The sequence below is a fragment of the Mycobacterium sp. EPa45 genome, from assembly GCF_001021385.1.
Classification (GTDB): domain Bacteria; phylum Actinomycetota; class Actinomycetes; order Mycobacteriales; family Mycobacteriaceae; genus Mycobacterium.
In genome coordinates this window covers 5,249,451-5,261,930 of sequence record NZ_CP011773.1, presented here as the reverse complement: position 1 = coordinate 5,261,930, position 12,480 = coordinate 5,249,451, and the positions used below count along the sequence as shown (strand labels likewise).

General features: G+C 66.4%; 14 protein-coding genes. 12 read left to right on the top strand and 2 right to left on the bottom strand.

Going from position 1 to position 12,480, the window contains the following annotated elements; all coding sequences use genetic code 11:
- The first annotated feature begins 3 nt into the window (after positions 1-3).
- Positions 4-603: a TetR/AcrR family transcriptional regulator gene (locus tag AB431_RS24845; protein ID WP_047332179.1), complete on the top strand. Its 600-nt coding sequence runs from the start codon at positions 4-6 to the stop codon at positions 601-603.
- Here AB431_RS24845 and AB431_RS24840 read toward each other — a convergent pair.
- Entirely contained in the window at positions 590-1,534 is a 945-nt protein-coding gene (locus tag AB431_RS24840; RefSeq protein WP_047332178.1) for a cation diffusion facilitator family transporter, read from the bottom strand. The genes AB431_RS24845 and AB431_RS24840 overlap by 14 nt on opposite strands.
- Before the next feature lie 32 nt (positions 1,535-1,566).
- On the opposite strand from AB431_RS24840, the gene AB431_RS24835 reads away from it, so the two are divergent.
- The gene (locus tag AB431_RS24835) at positions 1,567-1,959 is read left to right on the top strand and encodes a nuclear transport factor 2 family protein (protein WP_047332177.1); all 393 of its coding nucleotides are present in this window, start codon (positions 1,567-1,569) and stop codon (positions 1,957-1,959) included.
- A gap of 54 nt (positions 1,960-2,013) precedes the next feature.
- The gene (locus AB431_RS30630) at positions 2,014-2,421 is read left to right on the top strand and encodes a hypothetical protein (protein ID WP_047332176.1); all 408 of its coding nucleotides are present in this window, start codon (positions 2,014-2,016) and stop codon (positions 2,419-2,421) included.
- On the opposite strand, the gene AB431_RS30175 is transcribed toward AB431_RS30630, so the two are convergent.
- Positions 2,304-2,657, bottom strand: a complete 354-nt coding sequence (locus AB431_RS30175; RefSeq protein ID WP_082135798.1) for a UBP-type zinc finger domain-containing protein — start codon at positions 2,655-2,657, stop codon at positions 2,304-2,306. The two genes, AB431_RS30630 and AB431_RS30175, sit on opposite strands and share 118 nt — an antisense overlap.
- A 294-nt stretch (positions 2,658-2,951) precedes the next feature.
- Between AB431_RS30175 and AB431_RS24825 the strand changes: the two genes are divergently transcribed.
- From AB431_RS24825 to AB431_RS24785, 9 genes are read left to right on the top strand one after another with little or no spacing between them, the layout of a single operon-like run.
- Complete coding sequence (locus tag AB431_RS24825) at positions 2,952-3,638, top strand: ABC transporter permease (RefSeq protein ID WP_235435966.1); 687 nt, start codon at positions 2,952-2,954, stop codon at positions 3,636-3,638.
- Positions 3,635-4,444 (top strand): ABC transporter permease, encoded by an 810-nt coding sequence (locus AB431_RS24820; RefSeq protein ID WP_047332174.1) that lies wholly within the window; start codon positions 3,635-3,637, stop codon positions 4,442-4,444. The genes AB431_RS24825 and AB431_RS24820 overlap by 4 nt, the downstream gene beginning before the upstream one ends.
- A gap of 3 nt (positions 4,445-4,447) precedes the next feature.
- The gene (locus tag AB431_RS24815) at positions 4,448-5,788 is read left to right on the top strand and encodes an MCE family protein (RefSeq protein WP_082135797.1); all 1,341 of its coding nucleotides are present in this window, start codon (positions 4,448-4,450) and stop codon (positions 5,786-5,788) included.
- Entirely contained in the window at positions 5,785-6,813 is a 1,029-nt protein-coding gene (locus AB431_RS24810) for an MCE family protein (RefSeq protein ID WP_047332173.1), read from the top strand. Before AB431_RS24815 ends, AB431_RS24810 begins: the two co-directional genes overlap by 4 nt.
- Complete coding sequence (locus tag AB431_RS24805) at positions 6,810-8,141, top strand: MCE family protein (RefSeq protein WP_047333780.1); 1,332 nt, start codon at positions 6,810-6,812, stop codon at positions 8,139-8,141. Before AB431_RS24810 ends, AB431_RS24805 begins: the two co-directional genes overlap by 4 nt.
- Positions 8,141-9,457, top strand: a complete 1,317-nt coding sequence (locus tag AB431_RS24800; protein WP_047332172.1) for an MCE family protein — start codon at positions 8,141-8,143, stop codon at positions 9,455-9,457. The genes AB431_RS24805 and AB431_RS24800 overlap by 1 nt, the downstream gene beginning before the upstream one ends.
- A complete protein-coding gene (locus tag AB431_RS24795) occupies positions 9,454-10,572 on the top strand; it encodes an MCE family protein (protein ID WP_047332171.1) in 1,119 nt (372 codons plus the stop codon). The genes AB431_RS24800 and AB431_RS24795 overlap by 4 nt, the downstream gene beginning before the upstream one ends.
- Positions 10,572-11,966, top strand: coding sequence for an MCE family protein (locus AB431_RS24790; RefSeq protein ID WP_047332170.1), 1,395 nt, complete (start codon positions 10,572-10,574; stop codon positions 11,964-11,966). The genes AB431_RS24795 and AB431_RS24790 overlap by 1 nt, the downstream gene beginning before the upstream one ends.
- 41 nt (positions 11,967-12,007) lie before the next feature.
- Positions 12,008-12,448: an SRPBCC family protein gene (locus AB431_RS24785; RefSeq protein ID WP_047332169.1), complete on the top strand. Its 441-nt coding sequence runs from the start codon at positions 12,008-12,010 to the stop codon at positions 12,446-12,448.
- The last annotated feature ends 32 nt before the right edge of the window (positions 12,449-12,480 follow it).

Sequence of the window (12,480 nt, the reverse complement as noted above, 5' to 3'; positions counted from 1 at the left end):
CCCGTGGTTCGCCCTGCTCAGACCGCGCGCAGCGAGCGCACGCGCGACGCCCTGCGTCGCGCGGCTCTTGTGCGCTTTCTGGCCCAAGGCGTCGAGGACACGTCCGCCGAGCAGATCGCCGCCGACGCAGGCGTCTCGTTGCGCACCTTCTACCGGCACTTCACGTCGAAGCACGACCTGCTGTTCGCCGATTACGACGTGGGCCTGGAGTGGTTCCGCACCGCTTTGCAGGCCCGCTCACCGGGGGCGTCCATTCTCGAATCGGTGCAGTCGGCCATCGAAGCCTCACCCTACGATCCCGAGGCGGTCGCCCAGATCGCCGCGCTGCGGGCCAGGGAGCTCGACCCCGGTCGCATAGTGCGTCACACCCGGCAGGTGGAGGCCGAGTTCGCCGACGCAATCGCCGACCAGCTTTCGGAGAGCGCCGCGCCGAAGACACCCGACGAGCGTCTACGGGTGATCGTGACGGCGCGGTGCATCGCCGCAGCGGTCTTCGGTGCGATGGAGCTGTGGATGGTCGGCGAGGACCGATCGTTGGCCGAGTTGGGAAGGCTGTGCCGGACCGCGCTGGAGTCGCTGCGCCACGGCATCATCGACGAGTGACGGCGTCGTCCAATTCGGCGGGCTCGGCGATCGTCAGCACGACGTCGACGATGTGCGGATCGGCTTCCAGCCTGCGTTCCAGATCGCGCAGGGTGTGCGCGATGCGCGACTCGATCTGATCGCCCACCAGGTCCACGCTGGCGACCACGAAAAGCTGTCGGGGCCCGATGTATTCGAGCCGGATGAACCGGACCGACGCCACCTCGTCGAGTGCCTCGATCGAGGCCACCACCGCATCGCGCAGCCGCGGCGTCCCGGGCTCCCCGGTCAGGAACCGCCGGTTGCTGTCGATCAACAGCACCGCCACCACGCCGAGCAGCAATCCCACGAGAATCGACCCGGCCGCATCCCAGGCCGCGTCCCCGGTCAGCTGGTGCAGCCCGATGCCTGCACCGGCCAGCACGATCCCGATCAGTGCGGCACTGTCCTCGGCGAACACCGCACGAACCGTGGGATCGGAGGTCTTCATCGCGTACTCGAGCACCTCGCGATCCATCTCGTGGGCATCCGTGCGCAGCTGCCGCACCGCCTGTGTCCAGGAGATGCCCTCCATCACCAGCGCGATGCCCAGCACCACATACGCCACCAGGTAGTGCTCATCGGCGGGCCGATCGTCGAGCAGTTCATTGACCCCGCGCCAGACCGACACCGTGCCCCCGACGACGAACAACCCCACCGCGGCCAGCAGCGACCAGACATACGCCTCCCGGCCGTAGCCCAGTGGGTGCTTGTGGTCCGCCGCCCGGCTACCGCGCCGGTTGGCCACCATCAGGAACGCCTGGTTACCGGTGTCCGCCCACGAGTGGGCGGCCTCGGCCGCCATCGACGCCGACCCGGACAGCACGCCGGCAAGTGTCTTGGCGACCGCGACGACCAGGTTGGCGCCGAACGCGATCGCGACTGTCTTGGTGCTCTCTGTCGGTGCCGTCATTCCCGCAGGGGTACCCGTGGCATGCTGACCACATGCATGCCTTCCGCGCCGCCGTCGAAGCCGGTGATTTCGATGCCCTGCCCGCCCTGTGCGCCGAGGATGTCGTCTTCCGCAGTCCGATCGCGCACAAGCCGTATCAGGGCCGCGATCAGATCGGAGTCATCCTGCGGGCGGTATCGCGGGTGTTCTCCGACCTGACATACATCAAGGAGATCGGCGGCGAGGGCCATGCCGACCATGCGCTGGTCTTCACCGCGAAGGTCGGCGACCTCGACATCAACGGCTGCGACTTCCTGCACACCCGCGAAGACGGGCTCATCGACGAGTTCACCGTGATGCTGCGGCCGCTCAAAGCCGTCACCGCGTTCGCCGAGCGAATGGCGAAAGAATTTGAAAAAGAAATGGCAGCCGCCGGTTTGGCGTGAAGACCTCGGCGTGGGTCCGCACATCGGCCCCCCGGGCGGAGCACTATCTAGGGCATGGCGAGGATCGGTGACGACTCCCTGATCGTCTGCGGCGAACAGCGTGCCGACGGCACGTGGCTCTTGACGATCCGCTATACCGTGCACTTCGAGCCCGGCGAGTTGGGCACCCGCTTCGCCGACTCGGTGCAGGTATCCGCCGACGGCGGTGCGACGCCGGTTCCGTTCGTTGCGTGCGGCCGCGCGGTGCTGCGCAGGAAACGTGTCGTCGTCGCCGACAAGGCGATGACCGACGACGCCTGTGCGACGGTGTGCGTGCGCCGAGGCGGCGGCGCCGACGCGCTGACTCAGTCGGCGCGGTTGCGCAGAATCGCCACCCAGTCACCGGGCACCCGGCCGCGCGGACCCGGCGTGGTCTCGTCGACCGGCCGGCTGACCGGCGGAGCCAATTCCGGTCCGTCGTAATACTCGTTGGACTGGTAATCCCAGAACCAGTCTTCGCCCGGCTCGAACGAACGAATGATCGGATGTCCGCTGTCCCGCCAGTGCGCGGCGGCGTGCCGCATCAGCGAATCATCGCAGCAGCCGATGTGCCCGCAGGCCGTGCAGCGACGCAAGTGCACCCACCATCCGCCTGCCGCATCACATTCGACGCATCCGGTACCACTTGGCGGAACCGACGGATCAACCGCTTCACCCATGTCGATGAGCTTACTGTCGGCCGGAACGGATGCGCGGCAACATTTCTGCTCGACCCGATTTAATCCCTCTGAGTGAAATCAAAAGCGTTGGGGCAACCAGCCGATACCTCGTATTGACGACCGTGTTCGCGCAACCAGGTGCGTTGACAGCTAATCACGGCTCTCTTAGCGTCCGGCTCAAGCTTGACGACGAGAGGACTGCATGTGGGATCCGGCGTTGAGGGCGCCGCGTGGTCCAAGCCGGTTTTCTCGGTCGGTGACTTCGTCGTCCTGGTTGGTGAGACGTTCGCTGCGATGTTCCGCCCGCCGTTCGCCTGGCGGGAACTGCTCGACCAGATCTGGTTCGTGGCCCGGGTCTCGATCGTTCCGACGTTGGTGCTGTCCATTCCCTACACGGTGCTCATCGTGTTCACGCTCAACATCGTGCTGCTGGAGGTCGGGGCGGGTGACCTCTCCGGGGCCGGTGCCGCGCTCGCGTCGGTGACGCAGGTCGGCCCGGTGGTGACGGCAATCGTCGTCTCCGGAGCCGGCTCCACCGCGATGTGCGCCGATCTCGGCGCCCGCACCATCCGCGAGGAGATCGACGCCATGAAGGTCATCGGCGTCAACCCCATCCAGGCGCTCGTGGTGCCTCGCGTGATCGCCGCGACTTTCGTTGCGCTGATGTTGTATTCGGTGGTCGCCGTCGTCGGGCTGGCCGGAAGCTACTTCTTCGTCGTCTACCTGCAGCACGTCACGCCCGGCGCCTTCGTTGCGGGTATGACGCTGCTGACCGGCCTGCCCCAGGTGATCGTGTCGTTGGTGAAGGCCTTGTTGTTCGGGCTGTCCGCGGGATTGATCGCCTGCTACAAGGGGTTGTCGGTGGGCGGCGGCCCGACCGCGGTGGGCAACGCCGTGAACGAGACCGTGGTGTTCGCGTTCATGGCGCTGTTCTTGATCAACATCCTGGCCACCGCGTTCGGTGTCAAGGTGGCGCCATGAGCACCCGGGTCGTCGACTCCACCCGCAGGCTGGGGGAGCAGACAGCGTTCTACGGCAACGCGTTGGCCGCCACCGGTGAGGCGATCCGGCGCTATCCCGCCGAAGTGCTGCGGCTGATCGCGGTGATGGGAATGGGAACCGGCGCGTTGGCGGTCATCGGTGGCACCGTGGTCATCGTCGGCTTCCTCACGCTCTCGACCGGCGCGCTGATCGCCGTACAGGGCTACAACACCCTGTCCAACGTCGGCATCGAGGCGCTTACCGGTTTCCTGGGCGCGTTCCTCAACGTGCGGTTCATCGCGCCGGCCACCGCGGGGGTGGCGCTCGCGGCCACGATCGGTGCCGGGGCCACCGCGCAGCTCGGCGCGATGCGCATCAACGAGGAGATCGACGCGCTGGAAGTGATGGGCATCCGCGCCGTCACCTATCTGGCGTCTACCCGGATCGTGGCGGGCATCATCGCGGTCATCCCGATCTACACGGTGGCGGTGCTGATGTCGTTCCTGGCGACCCGGTTCGGCACGACCATCATTTACGGCCAGTCCCGCGGCGTCTACGACCACTACTTCTCCACATTCCTGCATCCGACCGACCTGCTGTGGTCGTTCGTCGAAGCACTGGCGATGGCCGCCGCGGTCATGTCCGTGCACACCTACTACGGCTACACCGCGACCGGCGGCCCGGCCGGCGTCGGTGAGGCGGTCGGGCGCGCGGTGCGTACGTCGATCACCGCCGGCGTCTTCATCCTCCTGACCATCACACTGTCCGTCTACGGGCAGTCCGGCAACTTCCACCTGTCGGGGTGACCGGTGGCGAACTCCTCACGGCGGAGCAACATCGATCCGATCTGGTGGGCCCCGGCACTGATTCTGGTGATCGCGGCGTTGACCACGATGACGGCCCTGCTGTTCACCGGCACCCTGCGCAAAACCGTTCCGCTGACGTTGGTTTCCGACCGGGCCGGCCTGGTCATGGAAGACGGTGCCAAGGTCAAGCTGCGCGGTGTGCAGATCGGTGAGGTGTCCTCGATCGGCACCCAGCGCGGTGCGGACGGTGTCACTCTCTCGACGCTGAACCTCAAGCTGAACCCCGGCCCGTTCCAGTACCTGCCGAGCAATGTCGAGGCGGAAATCAAGTCCAGCACCGCCTTCGGCGCCAAGTATGTCGACCTCATCGTCCCGTCTGACGGCACCGGGTCGCTGAGGCCCGGGGCGGTGGTGCGATCGCGCAACGTGACCGTCGAGGTGAACACGGTTTTCGAGAACCTGCAGTCGGTGGTGCGCCAGATCGACCCGGCGAAGCTGAACGCGGTGCTGTCGGCGGTGGCCGAATCGGTGCGCGGCAAGGGTGAGCGGATCGGTCAGGCCATCACCGACGCCAACACCGTATTGGTCGCTGTGAATCCAAGAATGCCTACCGTGCAGCAAGATTGGCAGCTATTCGGCAAGACGTCACAGGCCTACTCGGACGCCGCGCAGAACATTCTGTCGATCCTGGACAACTTCACCACCACCAGCCAGACGATCACCGGCAATGCCGGCGCCTTGGACAGCCTGCTGCTGTCGGCCGTCGGATTCTCGCAGTCGGGCATCAGCACGATCGGTACCAACCAGCCCAACCTGGTTCGCGCGATGAATGTCCTGGACCCGACAACGGCGCTGTTCATGAAGTATTCGCCCACCTACACCTGCCTGTTCCAGGGCGCCCAATGGTTCCTGGAGAACGGCGGCCGAGATGCCATGGGCGGCAACGGGAAATCGGTGATCATGGACGCGGCGCTGCTGGCCGGTGACGACCCCTACCGCTTTCCCGACAACCTGCCGGTCGTCAACGCCAAGGGTGGACCCGGTGGCAAGCCGAGTTGCGGTTCGCTGCCGGACGCCAGCAAGAACTTCCCGGTCAAGTACCTGGTCACCGATACCGGGTTCGGCACCGGACTGGACGTGCGACCCAACCCCGGCATCGGATTCCCGGGCTTCGCCAACTACTTCCCGGCCACCAAGGGCGTGCCCGAGGAACCCAAGATCCGCTACCCGGGCGGACCCGCGCCCGGACCTCTGCCGCCCTACCCGGGAGCGCCGGCCTACGGGGCACCCGAATTCGCGCCGGACGGCACACCGCTGTACCCGACCTCCGGGAGCCAGCCATGAGATCGGCGACCCTGCGATCGATCACCCGGGTGACGCTCTTCTCCGTCATGTGCCTGGTGTTCATGTTCGTGCTCATCACGGTATTCGGACAGTTCCGCTTCGACTCGCGGGCCTCCTATCACGCGGTGTTCACCAACGTGTCAGGTCTCAAGGGCGGCAACTTCGTTCGCATCGCCGGCGTCGAGATCGGCAAGGTCAGCGACATGACCCTGCACAAGGACGGCACGGTGACCGTCGACTTCGCCATCGACAAGGGCCTGCAGCTGACCGAGGGCACCAGAGCCGTCGTGCGCTACGAGAACCTGATCGGCGATCGCTACCTGTCCCTCGAGGAGGGGGCCGGCTCGGTGCGGAAACTTCAACCCGGACAAACCATTCCGCTCACCCGCACTTCACCGGCGCTCGACGTCGACGCGCTGATCGGCGGGTTCCGGCCGCTGTTTCGGGCGCTGGACCCCGATCAGGTCAACGCGCTGTCCGGTGAACTCCTACAGGTGTTTCAGGGCCAGGGAGGCACCATCGCCTCGGTGCTCGCCCAAACCTCGGCGCTGACCACCACGCTGGCCGGTCGCGACCAACTGATCGGCCAGGTCATCACCAACCTCAACACCGTGCTGGGCACGTTCGCCACCCGTGACGACCAATTCGCCACCAGTCTGGACAAGCTCTCCCAGCTCGTCCAAGGCCTGGCCGACCGCCGCACCGACATCGGCAACGGTGTCGCCTACATCAACGCGGCGGCCGGTTCGGTCGCCGACCTCCTGACCGCTGCTCGCCAGCCGATCAAGGACGCCGTGGTGCAGACCGACCGCTTCGCCGGCCAGGTGATGGCCGACCACGATTACGTCGACGAGTTGGTCAAGACCCTGCCCGACGCCTACCAGGTGCTGTCCCGCAACGGCCTGTACGGCGACTACTTCGGCTTCTACCTCTGCGACGCGATCCTCAAGGTCAACGGCAAAGGCGGCCAGCCGGTCTTCGTCAAACTCGCGGGGCAGGACACGGGACGGTGCACGCCGAAATGACACGAATCACGCGCAAGCGGACCAGATTCAAGCCACTGGCCGAACGCAACCGGCTGACCGTCGGCCTCGTCGGCGTCCTGGTGCTGGCCGCGCTGGTGATCGCCGTCTTCTCCTACGACAAGATCCCGTTCATCAAGGGAACGTCCGACTTCTCCGCCTACTTCGCCGACGCCGGAGGAATCAAGACCGGAAGCGATGTGCGGGTTTCCGGGCTCGGTGTTGGCCGGGTCTCCGACATCAAGCTGCAGGGCGCCAAGGTTCTGGTGGACTTCACCGTCCGTGACGGAGTCGATCTGGGCGACCGGACCGAAGCCGCGATCAAGACCGAAACAGTTTTGGGCACCAAGTATCTGGAGCTGACGCCCCGCGGCGACGGGTCACTCGAGGGTCCGATCCCGTTGGAGCGCACGAAGTCTCCCTACGACCTCACCGATGCGCTGGGGGATCTCACCATTACGATCAGCGGCCTGGACACCACGCAGCTGTCGTCGGCGCTGACCACGCTGGCTGACACCTTCAAAGACACTCCGCCGGAATTGAAGCTGGCGCTCGAGGGGGTCGCCCGGTTCTCCGACACCCTCAACAACCGTGACGCCAAACTGCGCGATCTGCTGGCGAACGCCAACAAGGTCACCGCGGTGCTGGCCAAGCGCAGCGACCAGATCGCCCAGCTCGTGGCAGATGCCAATGCACTGCTGGCCGAACTGCTGTCGCAGCGTCAGTCGGTCGATGCGCTGATGGGCAACCTGACCGCAGTCTCCGCCCAGATCTCCGGTCTGGTCAACGACAACCGCACCCAGCTCAAGCCCGCCGTCGACAAGCTCAACGGAGTCCTGGGCATCCTGGACAACCGCAAGAAGGAACTCCAGCGCACGCTGTACCTGTTGCGTCGCTACGCGATGTCGTTCGGTGAGGTGCTCGGCTCGGGGCCTTTCTTCAAGGCCTCCCTGGTCAACCTCGCGCCGGGCCAGTTCTCGCAGCCGTTCATCGACGCCGCGTTCTCCGACCTCGGACTGGACCCCAACGTGAAGCTGCCCTCCGAGCTGGTCGACCCGGGCGTCGGCCAGCCCGCCACTCCGCCGCTGCCGGTGCCGTTCCCGCGCACCGGGCAGGGTGGTGAGCCGAATCTGACGCTGCCCGATGCGATCACGGGCAACCAGGACCCCAACCTGCCCGCGCAGTTCCCGGGCCGGTACCCCTACCGCGAACCGCTGCCCGCGCCGCCGGCCGGCGGCCCGCCGCCGGGGCCGCCTGCGTTGGGGCCCGCAGCGGGCGAGCTGCCGCCGCCGACCGTGCCTCCGGTACCGCGCAACGACGGGGCCCACTGATGCTGCAGCGCCATCGTCGCACCGCCCAGATCGTCACCGGGATCGCCCTGGCGGCGACGCTTGTCCTCGGGATCCTCGTCGTGGCCACTCCGTGGGGTAACCACGTCGCGCGCAACACCTACGTCGCGTACTTCGCCAATACCAACGGTCTCTACACCGGCGATGAGATCCGCATCCTCGGCGTCGCGGTCGGCACCGTGGACAAGATCGAGCCGCAACCGAATTCGGCCAAGGTCACCTTCTCCGTCGACAATCAGTACCAGGTGCCCGCCGACGTGAAGGCGGCGATCCTGTCTCCATCGCTGGTCTCGGCGCGGGCGATCCAGTTGGTTCCGGCGTACTCGGGCGGCCCGACTCTGACCGACGGCGCAAGCATCCCGCTCGAGCGCACCGCGGTCCCGATCGAGTGGGACGACCTGCGCCGGCAGCTGGAAAAGCTCACCGGCTCACTGCAACCCACCACCCCCGGCGGTCCCAGTGCGCTCGGTGAGTTCATCAACACCGCGGCCGACAACCTGCGCGGGCAAGGCGACACCGCCCGCGACACCGTCATCAAGCTGTCCCAGGCCACCTCGGCGCTGGGTGACCACGCGACCGACATCTTCAGCACGGTCCGCAATCTGCAGCTGCTGGTGTCCGCGCTGTCGTCCAGCAGTGATCTGTTGGCCTCGTTCAACACCAATCTCGCCGACGTCACGACGGTACTGTCGAACTCTCCCAACGAGATCGCCGACGCCACCCGCGGTCTCGATGCCGCGGTCAACGACCTGCGCGGGTTCGTCGCCGAGAATCGGGAAGGTCTGGGGCAGACCTTCGACCACCTCAACGCGATCACCACCGCGCTCAACGACAGCCGCGGCGACATCAAGCAGGCGCTGCACATCGCACCGACGGTGTTTGGCAACTTCACCAACATCTACCAGCCGGCGCAGAGCGCGATCACCGGCATCCTGGCGCCGGTGAACTTCGCCGACACCGTCCAATTCATCTGCAGCTCAATCCAAGCCGCATCCCGCGAGGGCGCCGAGCAGTCGGCCAAGCTGTGCACGCAGTACCTGGCGCCGATCATCAAGAACCGCCAATACAACTACCCACCACTCGGGATCAACCCGTTCGTCGGCACCGTGGCGCGGCCCAACGAGATCACCTACAGCGAGGACCGGCTCAACCCGCACCTGCCGCCGGCCGCATCGGCGCCGCCGCCCACTGACGGGGCCGATGCGCTGGCCGCCGAAGCACCGGGCGCGGCACCGGCCACCCCGACCGATCCGGGCGCGGGACTGGCGGATCTGATGGTCCCGGGTGGCTCGCCGTGAGGCGGCTGCTGGCCGGCATCCTGGTTCTCGCGTGCCTGTCGGCCTCCGGATGTGAATGGCGAGGCCTGAATTCGTTGAGTCTGCCCGGAACCACCGGCACCGGGCCCGGCTCGTACACCATCCAGGCACAGCTGCCCGATGTGGTGATGATCCAGCAGAACAGCCGGGTGCGGGTCGCCGACGTCAACGTCGGCAACGTCACCAAGATCGAGGTTCAGGGTTGGCACGCGCTGGTCACCATGCGCATCGACGGTGACGTCCACCTACCGGCCAACAGCACCGCGAAGGTCGGCCAGACCAGCCTGCTGGGCTCCATGCACATCGAATTGGCGCCGCCCGCCGACGCCACCCCCGAGGGTCAACTCAAAGACGGCTCGCTGATCCCGCTGGCGCGGGCCAGCACCTATCCCACCACCGAGCAGACGCTGGCCTCGGTGTCGGTGTTGCTCAACGGCGGCGGGCTGGGCCAGTTGCAGGAGATCAACCAGGCGTTCGCGACCGCACTGTCCGGTCGGGAGAGCGAGATGAAAAGCCTTCTGAACCAGCTGGATACGTTCATCGACCAGCTCAACGCCCAGACCGACGACATCATCACCGCGACCGAGCGACTCAATGACCTGGCCGGCCAGGTGGCCGCGAAGGACCAAACCGTCGACAAGGCGCTCACCACGATCCCGCAAGCGCTTGGCGTGCTTGCCGATTCGCGTACCAAGCTGGCCAACGCGATCGACGCGCTCGGCAAGTTCGGCGCCATCGCCGCCGACACCGTCCATCAAACCAAGCAGTCACTGGTGGACAACCTGCGCAATATAGCCCCCGTGCTGCGTGAGCTGGCCAACGCCGGGCCCGCCCTGACCAAGGGCCTGGACTTCCTGTCCACCTATCCGTGGGTGAAAAGCACCATCCCCAACTGGTTCCGCGGTGACTTCGCCAACATCACCCTGGTCATCGACCTCACCCTGAGCCGAATCGACAGCAGCCTGTTCACCGGCACCCGGTGGGAGGGCGACCTGACGGAACTCGAAATGCAGTGGGGCCGAACCATCGGCCAGATGCCGAGCCCCTACACGGCGGTGAACCCGTTGATCGCCCCCTACCACTTCGGGGGGTACTGATGATTCGGCTGTCGCGCCAGGTCTGGACGCAGCTCGCGATCCTCGGGGCGGTCACGGTAATCTCCGTCGGGGTGATGGCCTTCGGGTTTGTCAACGTGCCTGCGCTGTTCGGCATCGGCCGCTACAACGTGACCGTCGAGCTGCCCACCTCGGGCGGGCTGTACCCGACATCAGTGGTGACCTACCGCGGCACCGAGGTCGGTAAGGTGACGTCGATCGACGTCACCCGCACCGGTGTGCGCGCCGTGCTGAAACTGAACTCCGACACGCCGATCTCCGCGCCCGTCACGGCCGCAGTACACAGCCGTTCGGCCGTCGGCGAGCAGTTCCTGGAACTGACCCCGCAACCCGGTGCCGGCACCACACTGCACGACGGCGACGTCATCCCCGCCGCGGAGGTCCAGACCCCGCCCGACATCGGGCATCTACTCGACGCCACCAACGAAGCGCTGCAAGCGATCCCGCAGGACAACCTGCGCACCGTCGTCGACGAGGCGGCCACCGCCGTCGGCGGCCTCGGTCCTGAGCTGTCCCGCATCGTCGACGGCTCCACCGCCCTGGCGATCGAAAGCGGAAAGACCGTCGGGCCGCTGACCCAGTTGATCGACCAGTCGCCCGCGGTGCTGAATTCACAAGTGCGGACCTCGGATTCGATCGCCGCGTGGGCGGCACACATGGCGTCGATCACGGGTCAGTTCAAGGCGCAGGACCGCGCCTTCACCGACCTGCTCAACGCCGGTGGCCCCGCGTTGGAGGAGGGCAGGGCGCTGTTCGACCGCATCCAACCGACCCTGCCCGTGCTGCTGGCCAATCTGGTGAGTCTCGGCGACATCGCCGTCACCTATCGCAACGACATCGAACAGCTGTTGGTGCTGTTCCCGCAGGGCACGTCGGTCATGCAGGCCATCGCGGTGGCCGACTCCGGCGTCAAGCAGTCCTACCGCGGCATCTATCTGGACTTCAACCTGAATCTCAATCTGCCGCCGCCATGCAACACCGGCTTCCTGCCCGTCGACCAGCAGCGCTCAGCGTCGGACGTCGACTACCCAGAGCGCCCGGCCGGCGACCTGTACTGCCGGATCCCGCAGGACTCCGACATGAATGTGCGTGGCGTGCGCAACATTCCGTGCGAGAACAACCCCGCCAAGCGCGCCCCGACGGTCGAGATGTGTGAGAGCAACGAAAACTACGTGCCGCTGGGCGACGGCTTCAACTGGAAGGGCGACCCCAACGCGACGTTCTCCGGCCAAGGTGTGCCGCAGTACCCGCCGGGCGCCGACCCGCGGCTGCCACCACCGCAGGGCACCGGCGCCGCGGTGCCGCCGCTCGTCGTCGGCCAGCACGATCCGGGTAACAAGACCTGGCAATCGATGCTGGTGCCGGCGGGCTCGTAGGAACCGGTGTGCAAATGCCGCTCACGATCTAAGGTCACGCCATGGCAACTAAAGATTCCCGTGAGGTCGTGATCGAGGCGAGCCCCGAGGAGATCCTCGCGGTGATCACCGATGTCGAGGCGACGCCGGACTGGTCGCCGCAGTACCAGAGTGCCGAGGTGCTGGAGGCCTACGACGACGGCAGACCCCACAAGGTCAAGATGGTGATCAAGGCGGCGGGCCTGACCGACGAGCAGACGGTCGAATACACCTACGGCGACAACGTGGTCAGCTGGACGCTGCTCAAGGCCAGCCAGCTGCGGTCGCAGGAGGGCAAGTACACCCTGACCCCCGACGGCGACAAGACCAAGCTGCGCTTCGACCTGTCCATCGACCTGGCCGTCCCGCTGCCCGGCTTCGTCGTCAAGCGCGTCATCAAGGGCGCGGTGGAGACCGCCACCGACGGGCTGCGCAAGCAGGTGCTCAAGCTTCAAAAGGGATAGTTTCGAATTCGCCTCCGCGGGCAATGGAGCCG

Excerpts from the sequence above, each read along its gene's own strand:
- AB431_RS24785 (WP_047332169.1), top strand. The coding sequence starts at position 12,008 with ATGGCAACTAAAGATTCCCGTGAGGTCGTGATCGAGGCGAGCCCCGAG.
- AB431_RS24805 (WP_047333780.1), top strand. The coding sequence starts at position 6,810 with ATGACACGAATCACGCGCAAGCGGACCAGATTCAAGCCACTGGCCGAA.
- AB431_RS24825 (WP_235435966.1), top strand. The coding sequence starts at position 2,952 with ATGTTCCGCCCGCCGTTCGCCTGGCGGGAACTGCTCGACCAGATCTGG.
- AB431_RS24810 (WP_047332173.1), top strand. The coding sequence starts at position 5,785 with ATGAGATCGGCGACCCTGCGATCGATCACCCGGGTGACGCTCTTCTCC.
- AB431_RS24800 (WP_047332172.1), top strand. The coding sequence starts at position 8,141 with ATGCTGCAGCGCCATCGTCGCACCGCCCAGATCGTCACCGGGATCGCC.
- AB431_RS24790 (WP_047332170.1), top strand. The coding sequence starts at position 10,572 with ATGATTCGGCTGTCGCGCCAGGTCTGGACGCAGCTCGCGATCCTCGGG.
- AB431_RS30175 (WP_082135798.1), bottom strand. The coding sequence starts at position 2,657 with ATGGGTGAAGCGGTTGATCCGTCGGTTCCGCCAAGTGGTACCGGATGC.
- AB431_RS24835 (WP_047332177.1), top strand. The coding sequence starts at position 1,567 with ATGCATGCCTTCCGCGCCGCCGTCGAAGCCGGTGATTTCGATGCCCTG.
- AB431_RS30630 (WP_047332176.1), top strand. The coding sequence starts at position 2,014 with ATGGCGAGGATCGGTGACGACTCCCTGATCGTCTGCGGCGAACAGCGT.
- AB431_RS24840 (WP_047332178.1), bottom strand. The coding sequence starts at position 1,534 with ATGACGGCACCGACAGAGAGCACCAAGACAGTCGCGATCGCGTTCGGC.
- AB431_RS24820 (WP_047332174.1), top strand. The coding sequence starts at position 3,635 with ATGAGCACCCGGGTCGTCGACTCCACCCGCAGGCTGGGGGAGCAGACA.